General features: G+C 66.2%; 19 protein-coding genes and 1 pseudogene. 10 read left to right on the top strand and 10 right to left on the bottom strand.

The features are described from left to right. Nucleotides 1–33 precede the first annotated feature (33 nt). Entirely contained in the window at nucleotides 34–1,317 is a 1,284-nt protein-coding gene (locus AC16DP_RS41240) for a hypothetical protein (RefSeq protein WP_483957027.1), read from the top strand. Between the two features lie 118 nt (nucleotides 1,318–1,435). Here the strand turns inward: AC16DP_RS41240 and AC16DP_RS41245 are convergent, their stop codons facing one another. After that, nucleotides 1,436–1,831 carry an SET domain-containing protein gene (locus tag AC16DP_RS41245; RefSeq protein ID WP_483957028.1) on the bottom strand — a complete coding sequence of 132 codons (396 nt, stop codon included), beginning with the start codon at nucleotides 1,829–1,831 and terminating at the stop codon, nucleotides 1,436–1,438. Nucleotides 1,832–2,206: 375 nt separating this feature from the next. Between AC16DP_RS41245 and AC16DP_RS41250 the strand changes: the two genes are divergently transcribed. Both AC16DP_RS41250 and AC16DP_RS41255 read left to right on the top strand, forming a co-directional pair. Beyond that, a complete protein-coding gene (locus AC16DP_RS41250; protein WP_483957029.1) occupies nucleotides 2,207–3,334 on the top strand; it encodes a hypothetical protein in 1,128 nt (375 codons plus the stop codon). A gap of 21 nt (nucleotides 3,335–3,355) precedes the next feature. Beyond that, entirely contained in the window at nucleotides 3,356–4,333 is a 978-nt protein-coding gene (locus AC16DP_RS41255; RefSeq protein ID WP_483957030.1) for a hypothetical protein, read from the top strand. Between the two features lie 146 nt (nucleotides 4,334–4,479). Here the strand turns inward: AC16DP_RS41255 and AC16DP_RS41260 are convergent, their stop codons facing one another. The 3 genes from AC16DP_RS41260 to AC16DP_RS41270 form a co-directional block, all read right to left on the bottom strand. Then, on the bottom strand, nucleotides 4,480–7,461 hold the full coding sequence (locus AC16DP_RS41260; protein WP_483957031.1) for an HD domain-containing protein: 2,982 nt from the start codon (nucleotides 7,459–7,461) through the stop codon (nucleotides 4,480–4,482). Nucleotides 7,462–7,591: 130 nt separating this feature from the next. Further along, nucleotides 7,592–8,431: a DUF2520 domain-containing protein gene (locus tag AC16DP_RS41265; protein ID WP_483957032.1), complete on the bottom strand. Its 840-nt coding sequence runs from the start codon at nucleotides 8,429–8,431 to the stop codon at nucleotides 7,592–7,594. A gap of 4 nt (nucleotides 8,432–8,435) precedes the next feature. Then, nucleotides 8,436–10,991, bottom strand: coding sequence for an AAA family ATPase (locus AC16DP_RS41270; RefSeq protein ID WP_483957033.1), 2,556 nt, complete (start codon nucleotides 10,989–10,991; stop codon nucleotides 8,436–8,438). A gap of 204 nt (nucleotides 10,992–11,195) precedes the next feature. On the opposite strand from AC16DP_RS41270, the gene AC16DP_RS41275 reads away from it, so the two are divergent. The 6 genes from AC16DP_RS41275 to AC16DP_RS41300 are packed head-to-tail and all read left to right on the top strand — an operon-like array spanning nucleotide 11,196 to nucleotide 17,787. Further along, complete coding sequence (locus AC16DP_RS41275) at nucleotides 11,196–11,939, top strand: YIP1 family protein (protein ID WP_483957034.1); 744 nt, start codon at nucleotides 11,196–11,198, stop codon at nucleotides 11,937–11,939. Then, complete coding sequence (locus AC16DP_RS41280) at nucleotides 11,936–13,264, top strand: TolC family protein (RefSeq protein WP_483957035.1); 1,329 nt, start codon at nucleotides 11,936–11,938, stop codon at nucleotides 13,262–13,264. Before AC16DP_RS41275 ends, AC16DP_RS41280 begins: the two co-directional genes overlap by 4 nt. After that, complete coding sequence (locus tag AC16DP_RS41285) at nucleotides 13,261–14,535, top strand: efflux RND transporter periplasmic adaptor subunit (protein WP_483957036.1); 1,275 nt, start codon at nucleotides 13,261–13,263, stop codon at nucleotides 14,533–14,535. The genes AC16DP_RS41280 and AC16DP_RS41285 overlap by 4 nt, the downstream gene beginning before the upstream one ends. After that, complete coding sequence (locus tag AC16DP_RS41290; protein WP_483957037.1) at nucleotides 14,532–15,296, top strand: ABC transporter ATP-binding protein; 765 nt, start codon at nucleotides 14,532–14,534, stop codon at nucleotides 15,294–15,296. Before AC16DP_RS41285 ends, AC16DP_RS41290 begins: the two co-directional genes overlap by 4 nt. Next, the gene (locus AC16DP_RS41295) at nucleotides 15,293–16,525 is read left to right on the top strand and encodes an ABC transporter permease (protein WP_483957038.1); all 1,233 of its coding nucleotides are present in this window, start codon (nucleotides 15,293–15,295) and stop codon (nucleotides 16,523–16,525) included. Before AC16DP_RS41290 ends, AC16DP_RS41295 begins: the two co-directional genes overlap by 4 nt. Nucleotides 16,526–16,557: 32 nt before the next feature. Beyond that, complete coding sequence (locus AC16DP_RS41300) at nucleotides 16,558–17,787, top strand: ABC transporter permease (protein ID WP_483957045.1); 1,230 nt, start codon at nucleotides 16,558–16,560, stop codon at nucleotides 17,785–17,787. Nucleotides 17,788–17,804: 17 nt separating this feature from the next. On the opposite strand, the gene AC16DP_RS41305 is transcribed toward AC16DP_RS41300, so the two are convergent. The 6 genes and pseudogenes from AC16DP_RS41305 to msrA all read right to left on the bottom strand — a co-directional run bounded on the left by AC16DP_RS41305 (nucleotide 17,805) and on the right by msrA (nucleotide 20,731). Then, nucleotides 17,805–18,161 (bottom strand): hypothetical protein, encoded by a 357-nt coding sequence (locus tag AC16DP_RS41305; RefSeq protein ID WP_483957039.1) that lies wholly within the window; start codon nucleotides 18,159–18,161, stop codon nucleotides 17,805–17,807. Beyond that, a complete protein-coding gene (locus tag AC16DP_RS41310) occupies nucleotides 18,158–18,331 on the bottom strand; it encodes a hypothetical protein (protein WP_483957040.1) in 174 nt (57 codons plus the stop codon). The genes AC16DP_RS41305 and AC16DP_RS41310 overlap by 4 nt, the downstream gene beginning before the upstream one ends. Then, nucleotides 18,309–19,094: a hypothetical protein gene (locus AC16DP_RS41315; protein WP_483957041.1), complete on the bottom strand. Its 786-nt coding sequence runs from the start codon at nucleotides 19,092–19,094 to the stop codon at nucleotides 18,309–18,311. The genes AC16DP_RS41310 and AC16DP_RS41315 overlap by 23 nt, the downstream gene beginning before the upstream one ends. A 381-nt stretch (nucleotides 19,095–19,475) precedes the next feature. Further along, nucleotides 19,476–19,910 carry an SMI1/KNR4 family protein gene (locus AC16DP_RS41320; RefSeq protein ID WP_483957042.1) on the bottom strand — a complete coding sequence of 145 codons (435 nt, stop codon included), beginning with the start codon at nucleotides 19,908–19,910 and terminating at the stop codon, nucleotides 19,476–19,478. Nucleotides 19,911–19,912: 2 nt separating this feature from the next. After that, nucleotides 19,913–19,996, bottom strand: a pseudogene (locus AC16DP_RS41325) (HNH endonuclease); the annotation flags it as partial. Between the two features lie 75 nt (nucleotides 19,997–20,071). Beyond that, nucleotides 20,072–20,731, bottom strand: a complete 660-nt coding sequence (gene msrA, locus AC16DP_RS41330) for a peptide-methionine (S)-S-oxide reductase MsrA (RefSeq protein WP_483957043.1) — start codon at nucleotides 20,729–20,731, stop codon at nucleotides 20,072–20,074. 244 nt (nucleotides 20,732–20,975) lie between these two features. Between msrA and AC16DP_RS41335 the strand changes: the two genes are divergently transcribed. Continuing rightward, nucleotides 20,976–21,257, top strand: coding sequence for a hypothetical protein (locus AC16DP_RS41335; protein ID WP_483957044.1), 282 nt, complete (start codon nucleotides 20,976–20,978; stop codon nucleotides 21,255–21,257). Nucleotides 21,258–21,380: the final 123 nt, after the last annotated feature.

Consider the following 21,380-nt stretch of genomic DNA (forward strand, 5'->3'; position numbering starts at 1 on the left):
GTCACGTCCGCGTACCCTGAACAGGAATCGTCCATGGCCTTCCCCGCTCCTCCCCATGTCCAATCCGCCCAGGCCCAGGTCGCCGCGGCCCTCGAGAAGATCGAGGGCAAGCCGGTGGATCTCCTCACGGTCCCCTGGACGCAAGTGGAGACGTCCATCCCCAAGCTGCTCGGCACCGCCTTCAACCCGAACGACCCGAACCACCAGGGCATGGCCCTGGGACTGGCCGGAGCGCTCGCCGAGCGCCTGGGCAAGGAGCACAACGCGTTCTGGTTCGTGAACCGGGACTCGCCGGAGGGGGCGTCGCTGGGCTTCCCCGAGGTGCCGATCGTGCTGTCGCCGTTCGGCGAGGTGATGAACGCGCTGGTGTCGGGCAAGCTGGCGCGGCTGGACGAGGTGGCCGCGGGCATCCGCCGCACGCTGGGCGAGGCGCGTTTTGGCGCCGCTGGCAACCGGCCGAAGCTGGGCCCCGCGGACTACCAGCGGATGGTGGATCCGGGCTTCATGCAGTTCCTGGTGGTGGATCCGGCCAAGGCGCAGAAGGCGCTGGACACGAAGCCGGACGCGCTGGCGCGGGACATCCGCGAGGCGCTGGGCAAGGCCACGCAGCTGCCGGCCGAGGTGCGTCAGCAGTTCGAGGGCCAGGTGGTGGCGGTGCTCCAGCAGATGGACGCGACCAAGACGCTGGCGCAGCAGGTGGAGGTGGCGCCGCGCATCGCGGAGCTGATGATCCACCTGTACGCGACGCAGGGGAACACGGGAGCGGCGCAGAACGAGTTCTGGGGCCAGCTGATCCTCCCGCTGCTGTTCATCGGCGCGCCGGCGAGCTTCCCGCCGGTGGACGAGGAGGAGGTGGGGGCGTTCAACGAGGGCGTGGCGGCGCTGGAGCTGTTCGTGGACGTGGTGCCGCACACGGTGCAGGCGCCGGAGGACGGGCTGCTGGGCGCCTTTGATCGGTCGGAGGTGGGGCTGGTGCACCCGTCCTTCGAGCGGGCGGGGGTGCAGCGCTTCCTGATGCTGAAGGCGGATCGGCTCAAGCCGCTGCTGGAGAAGTTCGACGCGAACCAGATGGTGGACGCGGTGCGTCGCTTCACCAAGTACATGGAGGAGAAGGCGGGCAAGGGCGCGCCGCCGAATCCGCAGAACGAGGAGATGCTGAAGGCGGCCACGGTGCTGCTGACGGATCTCAAGCGGGCGGTGACGGAGGCCAGGGGCGAGCTGTGCCTGCGGCAGATCACCGAGGCGGACGCCATGTCCGAGCAGGTGGTGGCGGTGGTGCGTCAGGCGCTGAACGCGCCGCGCATCATCCTGGCCTGAGCGCCTGTCCTCTCCACTCCACCTCTCCCTCTCCCCCCGGGAGAGGGTCGGGGTGAGGGTGCCACGCATCCCAGGGGCCACACGGGAAACCACCCGTGGGCCCCTTGTTCGTTTGGGCCTACTCCATGCGCTCGGGCTCGATGATGCCGGCGAAGGGCTCCCAGCTGTCCTCCATGGTGGAGTAGTTGTCGGTGAGCTCCTCGTCCTTGGCGATGTCGCGCAGCGCGAGCGTGAAGCGCCGGGTGGGATCATTGCCGCAGGTGGGGGTGGGCGAGTGGTTCATGAAGCGGGCGTGGTCGCCGCACAGGACGAGGGTGCCGCGCTCGCAGTAGGCGTAGCGGGCGAGGAACGTCTTCATGAGCTGCGTCATCTTGGCCACGTCGGCGGGGGTGAAGCGCTGATCGATGGGCTCGTCGAAGCCCCAGATGACGGTGCCCTTGGGGATGGGCTCTCCCGCGAACAGACCAATGCCGTGGATGCTCGAATGGGAGATATAGGTCTTCACGCGAATCATGATGCCTCTCCGCCTCGGACTTCGTGTCGTTGATGCTCGCTCGGGGCCCTGTATCACGGCCGGGAGGCGGGAGGGGGGCCTTCGGAGGCGAGCAGTTGCTCCAGGGCGGAACGGGCCTCGGGCCGGCGCCTCGGACCAGCCGCGCGCGCCCTTGAGGTAGGGTCTCCAGGCATGTACCACCGCCCGTCTTTCTTCCTCCTGGGACTGGTCACGGGCCTCGCCGTGCTGACCGCCGCATGTGCCACCCGGCGGGAACATGTCCCCACGGAGGCGGATTTCCAATCGCGAGCCCTGCCCGTGGGCATCCGGGAAATGGAGGACGGACGCGTCAAGGTGTTCCTCCCTCCGAGACCCCTCCCTCCGGCCTTTGACGTCATGAGCCTGGAGGAAGCCCGGGCCCTGCGCGAGGCCCTGCCACTGGCGAGGGAGACGCCCAGGCCCCAGCTCCGCCTGGTGGAGACTCCAGGTCCGAGGCGCCCGGTGCATCCGGGTTTCGCTCAGGCCGGGTTGCGGGTTCGCGAGGAGTTTCTGGCCGGATTCGGGCCCGGCTTGCTGCCGCTGCCCGGGTCCGTGGATGACAGCCCCTTGCTGGCCGCGTTGAGGATGTCCCCCCGCTTCATGGGCGAGGGATTCCGGCGGGCCGCCGAAGAGCTCTTCAACTCTCCGCTCTTCATCCACGGCGTGTACCTCTCGGTGATGCTGTATTTCTCCGCATGGCTCGCGCCCGAGCCTTTCTTCTCCAAGGGACTGGCCGCGGCGCTCACGGTACGTCTGGCCCTGCTGGTGGGACTGGCGGAACTGGGCCGGGTGGCCCATGCGTGCCTGAGGCTGTACCAGGAAGCAGAAGCGGCCAGGACGCCGCGAGAGCTGGAGGAGGCCTCCGCGCGCTTTGGATCGGCATTGGGAGGCACTGGCTTTCGCGTCGTGGTGCTGGTGGCCACCATGGGACTGGGGCGGTTGTTGCCCCCGGTGCCCGAGGGCGGCATCGGGGCTCAAGTACGGACCTGGGTCACGGCGCTGGGGGGAGGACCCTCCGTGGGGGTGATCTCCACGGCCCAGGTGGTGGCGGACGGAACCCTCGTGGTTGCTGGTACAGCGGTTGGAAGCGCCGTTTCCTCCGCCTTATCAACCCATTACGGGCCGCCGCACACCCGGAGCAACCCGCCCCACAACGAAGCCATCGAAGAGGAGCTTGCCGCTCGGGAGGGGGCCGGACACGTCAGGCTCGACAAGAATAAAGCGCAGACGAATGCCGCGAACAGACGCGTCTTCGATCCGGCGCCTTCGAAAGGTGTGCGCTTCCGCAGACCCGATGCTTCCTCGGTGCGTCCTGACGGTGTGCGGCACAACACCAACTACGTTTCCAATCCCGATGACATGAGACGTGAGTTGGAAGCATTCGAAGCCATGGTCCGCGCGGACCCCAGAGCCATCCACGAGCTCTACAGACTCGATGGAACCCTGGTTCGGAGGTACGTCCCCCCTGGAGTGGACTTTCCGTAGCAGGTTGGCTCGGAGGCTCGCATGGCCCAGGAACTCGACATGGCGCAGTGGCAGTCGGAACTGGTCGATGCCTTCCGGTGGGGGGACGAGGGGCGAGTACGCGCGTTGGTTGCCACGTGGCGCGATGCACGGCCTCGCGAAGGCAGGGCCGCGCTGGAGGAAATGCTCGAGTCCTCCGATGTGAGGAGCCGTCAGGCCGCGGCTCTCGCGCTGGGCTCATGGGGAGGCCCTTCGAGCATCAAACGCCTGGAGCAGCAACTCATCCTGGAGGAGGCGCGAGGCAATGACAGCTCGCCCGTCGTGCAGGTCATCCTCCAGTCGCTCGGACAGCTCAAGAGTGCCAGTGCGAGGGCTGCACTCGTGCGCAAGCTGAACCGTCTGGCCGCGGGTTCGCCAGAGCAGACGGACGTGAATGATTTGACGTATGCGCTCTGGCGCAAGCGTCACCCCGAGCTGATACCCGCTGTTCGAAGCGCTCTGCAGCGGCTCCCTCCATCGACGGCCCGAGCCTTGCGCGCGCTTCTGCGCCTGTTGGAGAGCACGCCCGAACAGTTGGTCGCATGGGTCGAGGATGGAACGGTGCCACTGGAGGACAAGACGGAGGTCCTGACCGTGCTGGACGAAGAAGTGCCAGCCGAGTTGGAGCGCTTGCTTCCTTCATTGATCTCACGGGCCCGTGCCGTCATCGACGTAGCCGCGACACAGGACGGAGCGGAGAACGAATTTTGCGAGCGGCTGCTCACGCTGTTGCTCCTGCACCGGGAGCGCCTGTTTCCCGCACTTGGGCCCGAGTCACGTTCTGAGCTGCGGGACGTCGCACGCAGGCTGGCGGTAGCGCCAGCGGCCCTCCGTAGCGTTGGCGCCGCGGTGACCCTCCAGTACGTAGGACAGAGGGAGGACGCGGACCTGCTAGAGGCCCACCGCCCTCAGGACGATGTACTCGGCAAGGTTTTCGATGACACGGCGCTCGCCCTGCGCAACCGACCCACTCAGGCGTGAGAGACCCTCGCGCTCGGGCTGGTGTACCCGCCGCTAATCTCGGACTCCCACCCTTCGCCGTGCTTGGCACGTCAGGAACCGTTCCCCACACCATTTTTCTTGATAGTGCTTGAATAGACGCAGAATCTGTTGTGCGTTGTGTGAAGTCATTCTGATTTTGTTCTTATGATTAGATTTTCCGCGTGGAATGAGATTTGTGATGAGAGTTCTTCGTAGGTGTTCTTGAGTGTTTGCCGGCGGAGAGCAGGCTCATAAGGGATCACCTGCGAGGGAATCAACTGAGTCCATGCGTCTGATAGGGGACTTCCTGTTCCTACCCATCCTCGTGGGCCCAAAGTCCACTCAAAAAGCCAAGCAGGCTTTCGACTCCGTTGAGCACGTGCTTCGTTAAAGAAGAGGTCGTTTTCTGGAGGCGTTCCATTTGGGCTTGTCAGAATGACGAGAGATTCCTTTCCTTTTTCTACTTTGAAATTTTTGATCAATTCTGGAAACGCCTCCAAGCCCAATTCAAAATCATCGGCCTTGATTGCTAGGCGAACATGATCGATGTCTAGGAAGTCCAAGCCTGCGGTGAACCCTTGCTTCAACGCCAAGCCGAGCCAGATGAGGCGGTTCTGAGCGGTTCCAGGTATGCTGAGATAGCCAATCGCTGTGTCTGGCGGTAGATTTGAAAATGTTTGTGAAGAACAAGCACGCACTCTGGGCATCGCCAAAATACGGCGGATGCCAAGGGTGTTTATGGGCCCTTTGTCAAAGAGAATGATGCCATTTCGAGTTGCTAGGAAAGGCTCGAATCGGATGTCGCCTGATTTGGGCGCTGATTCTGATAAGAATGAGAATCCTGGGTATTTGAAAAGATGGCTGATCGTGGTGGTGAATTTACCCTCGTTGGGCGTCCGCGTTGTTGCGCTGGCTATTGAAAACGCGACGAAATCCCTGGCTATGGCCTCAGTAAGCTTGGGATCGAAGTTCAAGGACTGAGTGGTGATTGAAGTTCTTTGGAGATTTAGGGGGAGGAGTCCTTGTGCGTCGAAGATGGATAGGTTGGGTCTGAATATTTTTACTGGAGAACTGTCTTCCTCCCAGATTGGGCCGTCCAGGTTATTCTCGTCGAAGTAGTCGAATGTGCCATTGGTGGAGACAATGATTCCATTGCACGATAGCGCCGGAGCTGCCTGGAAAGTCCATTGCACATCATCGTACTCTGCATCTTCGATGCGATACCAGCCAGGGGGTAGAGGAGCGCCTGGTTGTGGCAGTTTATATCTTGGCTTGAGGGTAGAGTTTCCTGAGGGCAGCTTTGCTGTGACTCTGATTGAGGGATGTTCAATGCAGTACCAGTCAACGCTTGTCCAGATGTCGTCAGAGTCATCGGATTCGTCAGGAATGAGGGAGAAGTCCTGATCGGATTCGGGGCCCGGAGGTAGAAGGTAGGCCCAGATATCATCCTGCGTGACTCGAATGCGAATTGTCGTTCCAATGGGAGCGCTTGTGTGTCGCAGTTCCAAGGCAGATGCGTCAAGGGTAGCCGTGAATTCGATGGCTTGGTGCTCAGGCGTTGTTACATGTCGCGTAACGACATGAAATTCATCGCCAATGAGAAAGGCTGCCAATGCGCCGATTCCGAACCGCCCTCCACGGAGGACTCGTGAGCGCCCCTGGGCATCCTCATGCTGACGGCGCCAGAATTCGTTCGTTCGAAAGGATGCTCCAGCTCGAAGGAAATAGTTCCGGATTACATCCAGGGTCATTCCAATGCCATTGTCTTTGACCGTAACCCACCTTGACTTGTCGGGTCTCTCTTCGAGTTCAACAATGACATCGGCCTCCTGGGGTTTTGCGGGCGACTGTGTGTGGAGAGGGTGTGTTGTTCTCCAGTCTTCCAGTTCGCGACATGCATCGGTGGCGTTTTGGATGAGTTCCCGAATGCCGATTCCTGGATCGTCTCCGTAGAGAGGGCCGACCAGTAATTTCAGCAGATCGGTTCCTGCGGACTCAAATGAGACTGCGATGGGAATGTAATTGACCTTCTTTTCGAAATCCTTGGTGTTGTCCAGATTGAAGCGGATGCGGCGGATCGTCAGGCCGAGTTTCTCGAGGCGTCCATACCGTCCATAGAGCTCGCCGAGAGTGGCCCATGCGGTATCGATTTCTGATTGGATGTCCTTGAGAAGTTGTTTTAGTTTGAGATAGGTGTGAATGTCCCTGGGTAGTGCGTCGATATATAGGGCTTCAGGATCTTCGTGATTGGATTGAATATCCCGGACTGCATCGTGAGCGAGCCACTCGCGTTGGGAGAGGGGGCTGCGTAGTTGCTTGATTTTGAGCAGTTCTTTTTCGGCGCGCTCGCTGTCTACCTGGATGTAGTCTGCGATCCGAAGGACCGCCATCAGGAAGACGGTGTGGATGCCTTGGAAGCTTCGAATATTGTAGTTTTTTTGGAGGTAATCGTATGTCGCTCGTATTGGTAGATTGTGGCTCCGTGCTATGAGGCCAGCCAGATCTGCGAATTCTCTTGAAATGTGTGAAAAAGACAGCCGTTGTGAACGTGGGAGTGGACCTGGAACTCCCCAGAGGGCTATCTCGTGTGCTAGGCGTGCGTGGTGTCTTCTTATGAACTCGCCTATCAGAAGGTGGTCCTGCTCAGTCAGGTTACGGATGTCAACTTTGTGTGGGTCGATAGGGTGATTGTGACCGAAGATGGAATTGAGCTTCCGTCCATCGAAGCGCGATGCTTCACCCAGAAACTCTCTCCATAACTGGGGCCAGGGCTCATCTCCAAATCCTTCAATGAGGGCCGGTTGTTCGGAGCTGTCAACCAGGTTTCTGAATCCATCGGGGGTGAGGTGCATTCCGGAATCGTGAAGCAGGGTGGAAAGCACCAATACGGCGACATCGGCCGGAGTGAGGAGCCGACGGGCTTCGTCCGTAATGATTGAACTGGCTGTGTTCAGAACTGCGGAAATGTGTCTGTCGCTATGATCGGTATAGCCGGGGAAGAAGGGCATGCCGCTCGTGCGGAGCCACGGGTGAAAGTCGCTCAAGGTGATCTGAATGGCTCCGTACAGTTTTGGATCCGTGGAAAGAATCTGGTCAAGAACTGACGGGATTTGAATGATATTGGCCATGGTGTTGGTCTTGATTGATGGAGTTTTCTCGAGAAGGAATCTGCATCTGGTGTGAGTGCATCGAGGTTGTATGCACAATTGCCTCGACGAGAAGTCATGCTGCACCTGCCAGTTGGAAGCTTTCTCGCATCTACCTGAGGAGTCTCTCCAATGCGGAGCGGGCCTCGGGCGTCAGCCGGTGCCCCACGAGCCGTAGCCCACGCCGGGACAGCGGACGGTAGACATCGGCCGCCTCGGGCGGCAGCGCCGTGAGGTGCGCCGTCACCACCCCCGCGTCTCCCCGGGCGATGGGTCCGGTGTACCCGGCCGCCAGTCCCCGGGCCTCCACGCCCCGTAGCGCCGAGCGCGTCAGGGGCAGCAGCGCGGCCAGGGCGTCCTCCTCGGAGATGCCCGCGGCGCGGAAGGCCTCCACGGCCGCGGAGAGGGCCGCCACCACGCCTCCCGCGCTCAGCACGGCCCCGGCATGGTAGGCGGCGCGCTGCTTCTCCGGCACCCGCAGGGCGTGCAGGCCCACGTCCTTCGCCATCCGCTCCAGCACCTCGCGCAGCCAGCTCGAACGCGTACTGAGGGCCACCGAGTTCCCCGCCAACGAGTCGCGCGGATCCGACACCGCGACCAGTGGATGGAAGGACCCGAGCACCTTGCCGCGCGGAGCACCCAGGGCCTCCAGCGACAGCGCGCCCGCGCAGTGCACCAGGGCGGCTCCCCGCGCCAGCCGGGGCTTCAACTCCTCGGCCACTCCGGGCACGGCCTTGTCCGGCACGCACAACAGACACACCCGGGCCTGGGCCACGTCCCGCTCGGAAGCGGGCTTCAGCCCCAGCTCGAGCACCCGGCGCCGGCCTTCCTCGGAGCGCGCCAGCACGCTCACGGGCCAGCGCTTCGCGGCGAGCGCGAGGGCCAGTGCTCCGCCCAGCCGGCCCGCGCCCACCACCACCACCCTCGGACGGCTGGGACGCGGGGGGCTCACGGGCTCAGCGGCTCTCGCGCAGGAACTGCAACTCCCCGGACTGCACGGACACCTGCACCCGGTCTCCCGCCATGAACTCGCCGGCGAGGATCCGCTCGGCCAGGGGCGCCTCCACCAGCCGCTGCACCACCTGGCGCATGGGCCGGGCGCCCAGCTTCGGGTCGAAGCCGCCCGACTTCATCAGCAGCTCCACCACCTCGGTCCCGGCCACGTAGGCAATCCCCTTCTCGGTGACCAGCCGCCGGCTGCTCTCCTCCAGCAGCAGGGTGGCGATGCGGGCCACCTGCTCCTCCGTCAGGGGACGGAAGGGGAGGCGCTCGTCGATGCGGTTCCACAGCTCGGGGGGCAGGGCCTGACGCGCGGTGGCGCTCGCGGCGTCCATGTCGTTCTGGCCCTTGGTGACCTCCGCCGCCGCCGAGCCGAAGCCCAGCGCGCGGCTCGTCTTGTGGAAGGCGTCCGCGCCCAGGTTCGTCGTGAGGATGACGACCGTGTTCGAGAAGTCGATGTGCCGGCCCTTGCCGTCCGTGAGGCGGCCCTCCTCCAGCACCTGGAGCAGGAGGAGCTGAACCTCGCGGTGGGCCTTCTCGATCTCGTCCAGCACCACCACGCACGAGGGCCGGCGGCGCACGGGCTCGGTGAGCTGGCCGCCCTCGCCATAACCCACGTAGCCCGCGGGCGAGCCGATGAGGCGCGAGACGCCGTGGCTCTCGGCCATCTCGCTCATGTCCAGGCGGACCAGCGACTCCTTGCTGCCGAAGAGGACCTCGGCCAGGCCGCGCGCCATCTCCGTCTTGCCCACGCCCGTGGGGCCCAGGAAGAGGAAGGAGCCCATGGGCCGGCGCGAGGCGAAGCCCGCGTAGTTGCGGCGGATGACGCGGGCGATGCGGGAGATGGCCTCCTCGTGGCCGATGACGCGCTCGCCCAGGTCCGCCTCCAGCCGCAGCAGCCGCGCCGAGTCCGTCATCAACAGACGCTCCTCGGGGATGCCGGCGATCTTCGCCACCACCCGGGCCACGTCCGAGGCCTCCACCAGCTCCTTGCCCTCGCGGCGGCTGCGCGAGCCGGCCAGGTCCACCACGGAGATGGCCTTGTCCGGCATGAAGCGCTCCGTCACGTAGCGCGACGCCAGCGACGCGGCCGCCTCCAGCGCCTCGGGGGCGTAGCGCAGCCCGTGGTGCTCCTCGTAGCGGCCGATGATGCCCTGGAGGATCTCCACCGTCTCCGGCACCGACGGCTCGTGCACCACCACCGGGGTGAAGCGCCGCTCCAGCGCGGGGTCCTGCGAGATGAACTTGCGGTACTCGTCGTGCGTGGTGGCGCCGATGCAGGGGAACTCGCCGCGCGCCATGGCCGTCTTCAGCTCGTTGGCGGCGTCCTGTGGGCCCTCGCCCGTGGAGCCCGCGCCCACCAGCGTGTGGATCTCATCGATGAACACCACCACGCGTCCATCCGCGCGCCGCACCTCTTCCTTGAGGGCGTTGAGCTTCTCGGAGAACGAGCCGCGCAGCTGCGTGCCCGCCACCAGCGTGGCCATGTCCAGCTCGAGGAGGATCTTCTCGGCCAGCGTGCCGCGCAGCTCAATCAGCCGCTGCGCCACGCCCTCCACCACGGCCGTCTTGCCCACGCCCGCCTCGCCCAGCAGGCACGGGTTGTTGGTGCGCCGCTTGCCCAGGATGTCGATGACCTCCTCGATCTCCTTGGCGCGGCCCACCACGGGATCCAACTTCCCCTCCTGGGCGAGCCGGCTCAGGTTGCGGCCCAGCGAGGTGAGCAGGGGGAAGCGCTTCTCGTCGAGCACCAGCGAGGGCGCGGCGGGACGGACCTGCACGGGCGCCGGACGGGGCGGGGAGACGGGCAGGGGAGCCGGAGCGGCCGGAGCCGTCACGGGAGACGGGGCCAGGACGGCGGGAGCCGGCGGCGGGGTGCGCGTGGGCAGCGGGGGCACCGGCGTGGGCTCGGCGGCGCCGGGCACGTCCTCGTTCACCTCGTCGATGAGGTCGCGCGGGGAGAGCGCGGGCCGGGACGGACGGGCCGGCGCCGGGGCGGGGCGCGCGGAGAGCGCGAGGGCGGATGCGGGTGGCGCCGAGGGCGGAGCACCCAGGGGGCGGCCGGGGCGGGGCATGCCCATCGACATCGCGTTGCGGCCCGGCTGGAGCCTCCGGGGCATGCTCCCACTGAGGCAATAGGAGAGGGCGGTGTTGCCCAGGTTGATGAGGTGCAGGCCCGCCTTGGCCATCAGCTCGCTGGCGGCGCAGCGCACCCGGGTGAAGGCCACCAGCAGGTGCATGCAGTCCGTCTCACGGGCGCCGCTGCTCTGGGCGATCTCCCTCGCCCGCATGCACAGCTCCCGCACGAGCCCGTCCTGCTCCGAGGGCTGCGACGTCATCCTCTCCAGGAGGCTGTCCTCGTCGACGCCCTTCTCCTTCAGGAGGAGCTGCGCCCGGTTCTCCACCGTGAACAGTGCCAACAGCACGTGGGCCGACGTAGGCTTCTGTGCCACGCTTTGGGCGATGTCATGGGCTTCGTGGAGAACCTGAGCGAGATCCGAGCTGTCGACCATTCGTGTTCCGGCAGGCGGGCAGGCGAGCACATACACCCTTCGGATCCACTCGGCAAAATTTCCGCTACAGGTCGCTACACTCCCACGCTCCGTGAGGGGACCCGGGAATGGTACGGCTGCTAGCCTGTTGGAGGGCCCTTGTCATCCGGCTTGCAATGGGGGGCGCTCCTGGGCGTACATCCCGTCGCCCCGCCACCTCTCCTTATGAGCTCAATCGTTCAACCCACCCGTGTGCTCCTCGACCCGCTCGACGCGACCGGAGCCGCCATCGAGGCCCGCCGCTGGGTGTGGCCCCTCCTGATTCTCGCCGTGTGCGTGTCCGCTTCCGGGACGGCCTTTTCCCTCCGCTGGGACGCCGGCCCCGCGGTGGTGCAGCAGATGCAGATGTCTGGCCAGCTCGCGCGGGCCACGGAGACGGAGATCTCCGAGGAGATCCAGACGGCCTCGCGCAAGGCGCTGGTGGCGGGGATCGCCAAGGGCGTCTTCGTGATGCCGCTGCTCACGCTGGTGCTGGCGGCGGCGCTGTGGGTGGTCGCGTGGCTGTGTGACCGGAGCGCGCCCTTCGGCCAGCTCATGTCGGCGGCGGCGCTGGCCATGCTGCCCATCGCGCTCTACCACCTCATCTTCGCCCTGTGTGCGCTGGCGCAGCACTCGCTCTCCGAGACGCGGGTGATGGACCTGGTGCCCTCGAGCCTGGCCGCCCTGGACGGGCTGTCGCCGAAGATGGCCAAGGTGCTGCGGGGCGTGGACTTCTTCAACCTGTGGAGCGTGGCGCTGCTGGGGCTGGGCTTCTCCTCGGCCACGGGGATGAGCAAGGGCCGCGCGGTGCTGCTCTTCGTGGTGCTCTACGTGCTGTTCGTCGGAGTGTTCTTCATTGGCGTGCCCGCGATGATGGCCGGAGGGCCCGGCGGTCCGCGTGGCGCGGGTGGTCCGGGAGGTGGACGATGAACGTGCTCATGCTCGCGGTGGCGCTCGCCACCCAGGCGACCCCTGTTTCCCTGGAGGACGCCCGCGCGAAGAGCCGGGAGAACGTCCAGGCCCTCACCGCCGCGTTGCAGGCCTCCACCGCCGAGCAGGACGTCCGCATCGCCCGCTCGTCGCTGCTGCCCCAGGTGCGGTTCTCGGGCAGCGCCTCCCTGACGTACATCGGCCCTCAGCGCTCCTACAACATCGTGCCCGTGGAGGGCGGCGGTTTCGAGCAGCTGGCGGTCGACACGTCGGAAGTGGCGTACCCCAACTTCAACCTGGGCGTCACCGTCTCGCAGCTGCTCTATGACCGGGGCGTCTGGGCGCGGCTGGAGCAGAGCGGGGCGCAGCTGGAGGCGCTGCGGGGCGAGGCGGCCGAGCAGCAGGACACCTCCGAGCTGGAGGGCATCAACCGCTTCTATTCGCTCTTCCGCTCCCAGGCGACCATCCAGGTGCTGGAGGCCAACGTGCGGCGCAGCGAGCAGCAGCTCGAGCGGGCGCGGGCGCTCTTCCAGGCGGGCCGGGTGGGCAAGGCCGAGGAGCTGTCCGCCCAGGTGAACCTGGGCAATGACCGCATCGCCGTGGTGACGCGGCAGTCGCAACTGGCCACGGACCAGGCGCGGCTGTCCACGTGGCTGGCCATGCCGGGCGCGGAGGCCGTGGAGGCCGTGGATCCGGGCGTGTTGACCCAGGCGCCCGCGCCGGCTCCCTCGCTGGAGGAGGCGCTGGAGGCGGCGAGGACCCGCCGTCCCCTGTTGGTGGTGCTGCGGCAGCGGCTGCGTGCCGCCGAGCTGCAGCGGAGCATCGCCACCGCCGGCTACCTGCCGCGCTTCTCCCTGGACGGCACCTACCAGCGCCAGGGCCAGGATCCGGGGATCTTCTTCGGCCAGCCGGCGCGGCAGAACGCGGTGCGCGGCGGCCTGAACATCTCCTGGGATCTCTTCAACGGCTTCACCACGCAGGCGCAGGCGAGCCGGGCCGATTACCAGACCCGGGTGGCCGAGCTGAACCTGCAGCAGAACGAGCGCGAGCTGGAGGGCTCGGTGCGCCAGGCGCACGTGGCGCTGCTGTCGCAGATCACCTCCGCGCAGCTGGCCGAGGCCAACCGCAAGGCGGCCGCCGACGCGCTGGTGCTCGCCGAGGAGCGCTTCAACGCCGGAGTCAGCTCGACGCTGGAGGTGCGCGACGCGCAGCTCAAGCTCACGCAGGCCGAGCTGACGCTGTTGGAGAACAGGATCAACGTCGAAATCGCCCGCTTCACGCTGATGCGGGCCATGGGCACTCTGGCCCCGGGAGAGGCGAAATGAAGTGGTGGAAGGCGGTCATCGCAGGCGGTCTGTTCCTCGGAGCGGCGGCCATCACGGTGGGCGGACTGAAGGACCGGCCTCCCCCCACGGTGGAGGCGCAGGTGGGCAAGGCTCGCAAGGGCAGCATCACCCGCACCATCACGGGCGCCGGCAAGGTGCAGGCGGCCACCACGGTGAAGATCTCCTCCAACCTCTCCGGCGACCTGACGGAGCTGCTGGTGAAGGATGGGGAGCGGGTGACGAAGGGCCAGGTGCTGGGCCGCATCGATCGCAAGCGCTACGAGGCCTCGGCCAAGCAGTCGCTGGCGGCGCAGAACGCGGCGCGCTCGGACACGCAGGTGGCGCAGGTGGAGGTGAACCGCACCACGGCCGATCTCGCCCGCGTGGAGGAGCTGGGCAAGAAGGGCCTGGCCTCGGCGGCCGAGGTGGATCAGGCGCGCGCGGCCCGGGACACGGCCGCGGCCCGGCTGGCCTCGGCGCAGCAGCGTCTTGCCCAGGCCTCCGCCGCCTACGAGGAGGCGCAGACCAACCTCTCCAAGACGACGCTGGTGTCGCCCATCGACGGCAACATCATCGAGCTGTCGCGCGAGGTGGGTGAGCGCGTGCGGGGCTCGGACTTCTCCGAGGACGTGGTGATGACCATCGCCGCGCTCAACGTGATGGAGGTGAAGTTCGAGGTGGGCGAGCACGAGGTGGTGCACCTCAAGCCCGGCCAGCCCGCGGAGATCTCCGTGGACGCGCTGGAGGGCGAGTCCTACGAGGGCTCGGTGGTGGAGATCGCCCAGAAGGCGCTCATCAAGAACCCCGGCACCGAGGCCGAGGTCACCACGTTCCCCGTGACGGTGGCGCTGAGCACGCGGCCGGCGCGGGTGCTGCCGGGCATGAGCGCCGAGGTGCGCATCTCCGCCGAGAAGCATGACGACACGGTGCTCGTCCCCATCCAGTCGGTGACGGTGCGTCCGGAGAAGAGCCTGCCGGACTACAAGCCGCCGGTGGAGGGCACGGGCCTGACGGTGGCGCGCCGCGCCGAGACGCTGGCCAAGGTGGTCTTCGTGGTGGACGCGGACAACAAGGCGCAGATGCGCCGGGTGCGCACGGGCATCGCCTCCGACACGGACCTGGAGATCCTCGAGGGGATCGCCGAGGGCGACAAGGTGGTGGAGGGTCCCTACCGCACGCTGTCCAAGGAACTGAAGCACGGGGACATCGTGCGCGAGCCGCAGCCAGGCGGCCCGGGCGGCCCCGGCGGTCCGGGTGGGAAGAAGTCGTGAGCGAAGCCAACGGCGCCGGGTCTCCCCGGCTCATCGATGTGCAGGACGTCACCCGTGTCTTCCACGTGGGTGGCGAGGAGGTGCGCGCGCTGCGGGGCGTCTCCTTCGGTATCGGCCGTGGCGAGTGGGTGGCCATCATCGGCCAGTCCGGCTCGGGCAAGAGCACGTTGATGAACGTGCTGGGCTGCCTGGATACGCCCAGCAGCGGCCGCTACATGCTCAACAACAAGGACGTGTCGCGCATGACGGACGACGAGCTCGCCGTGGTGCGCAACGAGGAGATCGGCTTCATCTTCCAGACGTTCCAGCTGCTGCCCAGGGAGACGGCGCTCTCCAACGTGGAGCTGCCGCTCATCTACCGGGGTATGCGGGCCAAGGAGCGGCGCGAGCGGGCCAGGGCCGCGCTGGCGAAGGTGCACCTGGAGCACCGCATGCACCACCGGCCCAACGAGCTGTCCGGTGGCCAGCGCCAGCGCGTGGCCATCGCCCGGGCGCTGGTGGCCGAGCCCTCCATGCTCCTGGCGGACGAGCCCACCGGTAACCTGGACTCGGCCACGGGCGAGGAGATCGTCCGGCTCTTCGAGGAGCTGCACCGCGCGGGCAACACGTTGGTGCTCGTCACGCACGAGCCGAAGCTGGCGTCGCGCTGCCCTCGGGCCATCCGGCTCAGTGACGGGGAGATCGTCGCGGACGGGCCCGGGCGCCAGGTGGCCCTGGGAGATGTGCCCGCGCCCCAGGCGCAGGCGGCGGGGGGCGCATGAACAAGGCCGTGCGCGTGGATGTGATGGAGGGGGCGCGCATCGCCTTCTTCTCGCTGGGAGCCAACCGGATGCGCACCGTGCTCACCACGGTGGGCATCGGCATCGGCGTGGCCACGCTGCTGGCCATCATCGGCATCATCCAGGGGCTCAACGCCTCCTTCGACAAGCAGCTGTCCTCGCTGGGCTCCAATACGCTGCAGGTCTCCAAGTTCCCCTGGGTCATCAAGGGGGACTGGTGGATGTACCGCAACCGGAAGAACTTCACCCTGCCGCAGGTGGAGCAGATCCGCGCGCAGGCGCCGTTCATCTCCGCCATCTCGCCCATCGTCGGCCGCAACGGGGACGTGGGCTTCAATGGCCAGCAGCTCTCCACCGTGGACGTCTTCGGGGTGACGCAGGAGTACTTCGCCATCGGCTCCTGGCAGGTGGTGACGGGGCGTCCCCTCACGGACGCGGATGACGCGGTGACGCGGCCGGTGGCCGTGCTCGGCGCCACCGTGGCCGAGGGCCTCTTCCCGGGGCTCAATCCCCTGGGCCGCTCCATCCGCATCGACGGCCGGCCCTTCCAGGTGGTGGGCACGCTGGCGCGCAAGGGCAAGCTGCTGGAGCGGGACCAGGACCTGGCGGTGATGGTGCCCTTCAAGACGTTCTACTCCACCTTCGGCAAGGGCCGCCCCTTCAGCATCGCCATGGCCGTGGAGCAGGGGCATGACATCCGCATGGCGGAGGAGCAGCTCGTGGGCATCGTGCGGCGCGTGCGGGGCACGCCCCCGGGCGTCCCGGACGACTTCTCCATCAACCGCCCGGAGCAACTCGCCCAGACGTACGAGCAGCTCACCGGTGCGCTCTATGGCGTGGCGCTGGGCGTGGGCTTCATCACCATGCTGGTGGGTGGCATCGGCATCATGAACATCATGCTGGTGTCGGTGCGCGAGCGGACGCGGGAGATCGGCATCCGGCGGGCGCTCGGGGCGCGCAAGCGCACCATCGTGGTGCAGTTCCTCATGGAGGCGTCCGCGGTGTCCGCGGTGGGCGGCCTGTTGGGGACGATCGTGGGGTTGGGGACGGCCAAGGTGGTGTCCCTCATCACCCCGTTGGCGGCGGACGTGCAGCTCTTCACCATCGTGGGCGGCGTGGGCTTCGCCGCGCTGGTGGGACTGCTGTTCGGCATCTGGCCGGCGGCGAGAGCCGCGAACCTGGACCCGGTGGAAGCCCTCCGGTACGAGTGAGCACGAGCATGTTCCGACGCTTCCAGGCCAACCTGCTGGCCATGGCCGACAACCTGCGCCTGGCCATGGGCACCTTCATGGGCAACCCCCTGCGCACGCTGCTCACGCTGCTGGGCATCGTGATCGGCGTGACGACGGTGATCGTCATGATGGCGCTCATCGAGGGCCTGCGCCTCAAGGTGAACAACGACCTGTCACAGCTGGGCGCCAACACCTTCGAGGTGAGCAAGTGGCCCTCGGGCTTCGGCCGGGTGAACTGGCGGATGTACGCCAGGCGCCAGAATCTGACGCTGGAGGACATGCGGGCCATCCAGGAGTTCTGTCCCTCGGTGGGCGTGGTGTCCGCCGCGGACACGTCGGGAGGCCAGAAGCTCTCCAGCGCGACGATCGAGACGCGGCCGGGGGTGCAGGTGACGGGCGCCACGTCCGAGTACATCGGCACCAGTGGCATCACCGTGGCCTCGGGGCGCTTCTTCAGCCCGGTGGAGGCGGTGGACGGCCGTCAGGTCGCGGTGGTGGGCATCGACGTGGCGGACACGCTGTTCCCGGGCATGGAGCCGCTCGGGCAGCAGCTGCGCGTCAAGGGCCGTCCGTTCACGGTGATCGGAGTGCTGCAGCGGCGGGGCAGCTTCCTGGGCATGGTGAGCATGGACAACGTCCTCATCGTGCCCATGCGCGCCTACGAGATGGTCTACGGCGAGGTGGACTCCGTGGACATCGCGGTGCAGGCGCGCGAGCCGGAGCTGCTCGAGAAGGCGAAGGAAGAGGTGACGAACCTCATGCGCCGCCGGCGTGACGTGGCCCCGCTGGCGCCCAACGACTTCGAGGTGCACACCAACGAGTCGATGACGCAGACCTTCAACAGCCTCTCGCAGGTCATCACCATCGCCAGCTTCGGGGTGTGCCTGCTGTCGCTCGTGGTGGGCGGCATCGGCATCCTCAACATCATGCTGGTGTCGGTGACGGAGCGGACGAAGGAGATCGGCATCCGCAAGGCGCTGGGGGCGCGCAAGTTCCGCATCCTCGCGCAGTTCGCCACCGAGGCGGTGATCATGTCGCTGCTGGGCGGGGTGATCGGCGTGGCGCTCGGCTTCGGGCTGGCCTTCCTCGCGCGGTGGGTGCTGGGCTTCAACACCGTGGTGCCCCCGTGGGCGGTGGCGCTCTCGCTGGTGATGAGCTCGGGCGTGGGCCTGGTGTTCGGCATCTACCCCGCGGCCCGCGCCGCGAGGTTGGATCCCGTGGAGGCCATGCGCTCGGAGTAGGGCGCGAGCGCTTCGCTTCAGGAAAACGCGTGGAGGAGATCCTCCACCGTCGTCGTCATGTCGAGCTTCACGTTGCCGTGCATGCCTTCGTCACAGAAGGTGAGGGGCTCGTGAGCGGCGATGGAGGAGCGGCACCATTGGGCGAACACGGCGGAGTCCAGGAGGTCGGCTTCGAAGGCAATGCAGCTGCCTCTCCGGTTGAGAGAGCCGTCCAACTGTGACTGACCCATGGGGACGAGGAATTCCAGCGCATGACGGCTGTCGGGTTCGGTGACGTGTGTCACTTCCGCGCCAGGCCATCGCGACACCAGGCTCTGTGCGAAGTCCTCTGTGGACAGGACACCATCCCGCGTGGCGATGACAAAGTATTTCATGGATGGACGATCACCTTACCCGGGAGTGCAAAACGCCGGAGCAATGATTCGAAGAAGGGCGCGGCCCTGCCGTCATTGATGACGACCTCCAGGGCAACAGCGGGAGTCTGGGCGTCGTTGATGACGGCGGCATAACGGCTGAACTCTTCAGCGACTTCCTCTTGAATCATTGAACGAACATAGTCGTCGCACTTCGACGCGGGGATGAAGGGGCTGTTGTGCGCTGTCCATGCGAGCACCATCCGCCCAGACCTGTTTCCCACCTCCAGAGACCAGCATTTCCTCTGGGCCCGCGTGCTTTCGCTGGTACTTATAGGCCTCGGTTCTCTCGGGCGTAGGCCGCCGTTTTGCCTTGTCGAGCCAGCCTTTGAACTGTTCGAGGCTCACCTTCTTGGGCTTCGCGTTCGTTGGCAGCCCCCGCCCACCCTCGGAGTGCCCTCCCGTGATGGCAAGCGCGGGAGCCACGGAAGTCCCTGGGGCAACCCCCACCCTGACGCCCACCGTGGCCATGGCTCTCGCCAGATGATTGGCCGCCACCTCCAGGTCGTGAGGGTCTCTGGCCTCGGAGGCGTACTGGACATATTTCCAGACGGAGTCGGTTACGACCGCTGTCTGTGCGGAGAGGGCGATGACGCCAAGCGCCAGGAGCGATGCGTCCACCGCCTGTCCAACAACAGGAATGCCTTGGGTGCCGATCCATGCCGCTGTCACGCTGCTCATGACAGCCAGGCTCTCCGGAGACAGCATCGCCCGGACTTCCTTGGTTGTTTCCGCTGGCAGCTTCCCCAAGGCCTGAATGAAGGAGCGGCAGAGTTTCTCCGACGCTTCCATTTCGGCGAAGGAGGATGCCTTCGGGCACAGGCCTTCCTCCATGGAGTTGGCGAACGCGGGCGCTGCGAACAGGATCCCCAGGCAGCAGAGGACGATTCTCATGGATGTGGTCCTGGTTGATTGACGAAGTCGCTCCGAGATAGAGCCTGCTGGGATCAGGTTACAGCCTTTCTGGCGGATTTCCCGCCTCCTGGATCCAACGGACACCATGCGCCCGGAGTTGGGGGCGGCGGCTATGTGCTACCCCGCTCCGTTACGAGACGATGGCGAGGGCGTCCCGTTGCGCTCGTGCTGCTCTCGGGATGGGCTCCCAATTGTTGAGTCACCCAGGTTCTCCAGTGGCTGGCTTCGAGCCATCCCTGACGGGACGCGAACGCATCGTTGGGGCTTGATGCGGCGCCAGTGGAGGCCATGCGCTCGGAGTAGGGCGCGGGGCCATCAGGAGTCCGAATCGATTTCGGGAACAGCTCCTTTCTGGAGTTGTCAATCGTGCAGCCTGTTCAGGAAATCCGTCAGGCTGTCGGCGATGGGGTAGATGAAGGTCTCCACGGTGACCAGGACGACCTTGGGTTGTCCTGAGCCGGAGCGGTAGTCAAAGCATATGGACTCGCCACCGGACGTTTCGGCGAATGGGAATATGCCCTTGGGAAGGTGAGGCTCCAAGACCTCGTGGATCCGTCTGACGGCGTAGCCCTCACGGTTCTCGTATGGCCTTATCGTCAACAGCACATTGAATACGCTGGTGCCCCTCCCCACGTCAAAGACAGCGGGCTCAGGCGTCATGCCTTGATATGAGGTGACGAGGGCTTTGTATTCCTCTGGGAGGCGAACACCCCACTCTTGTTCGAGTTGCTCCAGCTCCTGATGGGTCACGGGTTGTGGGTTGATGTCCAAGTAGGGCTTCCAGTGAACGGTCATGATCAGTACCCCCCACCCCAGATGGCCATTCCCCCTGTGTGTGGACGCGCGAGGACGTGAGACTCCTCCGTGATGAGCTGCATCCTGGCTGGCAGCGTTGCTCAGCACGCGGTGCTTTGCCAGAGCCCACCTTGGGGTGGAGCCGCCTGGGACACCGTCCGCTACGGCGCGGCGGCCACGCCCACGGGGCAGCTCACTCCCGTGCCCCCAATGCCGCAGTACCCGTTCGGATTCTTCGCCAGGTACTGCTGGTGGTAGTCCTCGGCGTAGTAGTACTCGGGCGCCGCGCGCAGCTCCGTGGTGATGGGCTCGTAGCCCGCCGCCGTGAGCACCTTCTGGTAGGCCTCGCGCGAGGCCTCGACCGCCTTCCGCTGCGCCTCCGTCGTCCAGTAGATGGCCGAGCGGTACTGCGTCCCCACGTCGTTGCCCTGGCGCATCCCCTGCGTCGGATCGTGGCTCTCCCAGAAGACCTTCAGCAGCGTCTCGAAGGACACCTTCTTCGGGTCGTACACCACCAGCACCACCTCGGTGTGGCCCGTGCGGCCGGAGCACACCTCCTCATACGTGGGGTTGGGCGTGAAGCCCCCGGCATACCCCACCGAGGTCGAATACACGCCCGGCGTCTGCCAGAACTTGCGCTCGGCCCCCCAGAAGCAGCCCAGGGCGAAGATGGCCTGCTCCATTCCCTCCGGGAAGGGCGGCTCGAGCGGCGCGCCGTTGACGTAGTGCTTCTTGGGAACCGCCATCCGCGTGGAACGGCCCGGCAGGGCCTCCTCCGCGGAAGGCATCTTCAGTTTGCTGGGGTTCAGGATCCGCCACATGCCCCGAGATTAACGCGGCGTCCGGGGGCTCGCCGGGAATGTGACGGGCCCGGCGCCCACTGGAGTACAGCGGGGAGCGTTCCAGGCGGCGCTCCCACCCTCGCACTGCCTCCTACCGGAGCTGCTTGCCCGTTGCCCGAGGACACGCCGGGCACGCTCCTCGAAGCGCACCCGGGCCCTGGACATGATGATGCGAGGGCTCCCGACTGTCGGGATTCGCCGGATGGCTTACAGTGGAGGACAGATGACCGCTCCTCCCTCCACGCCCCCCGAGACTCCCGAGCCGGCCGGCTCCGAACGGCCCAGGCTCATCATCAATGGGGAGCCCTTCCGGCCCGAGGACCTCTGCCAGAGCTTGTCCCCATCGGTCCTGCTGCGGCTGAGCGTCACCCAGGAGCCCTACGTTCCGCCCGAGCCTCCCGCCCCCATGCCGCTGCCGGCACGCGTGGAGGCCCTCCCGACCCGGACCCTGGCGGTGATCCTCGTGCTGCTCGGTGTGGGACTGGCGGCGCTGATCCTCCTCTAGCCCGGATTATTCACCAGGGCCTGGCGAGAAGCCGCGAAGGGGCCGTGCGCAGACCCAGGGGGCACGATCTGGCTCGTTGCCCCTATCTGTCAGGTGAGCGGAAGTCAGGTTGGCAAAGGGGCG

Source organism: Archangium sp. (genome assembly GCF_057119385.1).

Excerpts from the sequence above, each read along its gene's own strand:
- AC16DP_RS41280 (WP_483957035.1), top strand. The coding sequence starts at position 11,936 with ATGAACGTGCTCATGCTCGCGGTGGCGCTCGCCACCCAGGCGACCCCT.
- AC16DP_RS41255 (WP_483957030.1), top strand. The coding sequence starts at position 3,356 with ATGGCCCAGGAACTCGACATGGCGCAGTGGCAGTCGGAACTGGTCGAT.
- AC16DP_RS41295 (WP_483957038.1), top strand. The coding sequence starts at position 15,293 with ATGAACAAGGCCGTGCGCGTGGATGTGATGGAGGGGGCGCGCATCGCC.
- msrA (WP_483957043.1), bottom strand. The coding sequence starts at position 20,731 with ATGTGGCGGATCCTGAACCCCAGCAAACTGAAGATGCCTTCCGCGGAG.
- AC16DP_RS41260 (WP_483957031.1), bottom strand. The coding sequence starts at position 7,461 with ATGGCCAATATCATTCAAATCCCGTCAGTTCTTGACCAGATTCTTTCC.
- AC16DP_RS41245 (WP_483957028.1), bottom strand. The coding sequence starts at position 1,831 with ATGATTCGCGTGAAGACCTATATCTCCCATTCGAGCATCCACGGCATT.
- AC16DP_RS41335 (WP_483957044.1), top strand. The coding sequence starts at position 20,976 with ATGACCGCTCCTCCCTCCACGCCCCCCGAGACTCCCGAGCCGGCCGGC.
- AC16DP_RS41320 (WP_483957042.1), bottom strand. The coding sequence starts at position 19,910 with ATGACCGTTCACTGGAAGCCCTACTTGGACATCAACCCACAACCCGTG.
- AC16DP_RS41315 (WP_483957041.1), bottom strand. The coding sequence starts at position 19,094 with ATGAGAATCGTCCTCTGCTGCCTGGGGATCCTGTTCGCAGCGCCCGCG.
- AC16DP_RS41250 (WP_483957029.1), top strand. The coding sequence starts at position 2,207 with ATGAGCCTGGAGGAAGCCCGGGCCCTGCGCGAGGCCCTGCCACTGGCG.
- AC16DP_RS41285 (WP_483957036.1), top strand. The coding sequence starts at position 13,261 with ATGAAGTGGTGGAAGGCGGTCATCGCAGGCGGTCTGTTCCTCGGAGCG.
- AC16DP_RS41275 (WP_483957034.1), top strand. The coding sequence starts at position 11,196 with ATGAGCTCAATCGTTCAACCCACCCGTGTGCTCCTCGACCCGCTCGAC.
- AC16DP_RS41305 (WP_483957039.1), bottom strand. The coding sequence starts at position 18,161 with ATGAAATACTTTGTCATCGCCACGCGGGATGGTGTCCTGTCCACAGAG.
- AC16DP_RS41240 (WP_483957027.1), top strand. The coding sequence starts at position 34 with ATGGCCTTCCCCGCTCCTCCCCATGTCCAATCCGCCCAGGCCCAGGTC.
- AC16DP_RS41270 (WP_483957033.1), bottom strand. The coding sequence starts at position 10,991 with ATGGTCGACAGCTCGGATCTCGCTCAGGTTCTCCACGAAGCCCATGAC.
- AC16DP_RS41310 (WP_483957040.1), bottom strand. The coding sequence starts at position 18,331 with ATGATTCAAGAGGAAGTCGCTGAAGAGTTCAGCCGTTATGCCGCCGTC.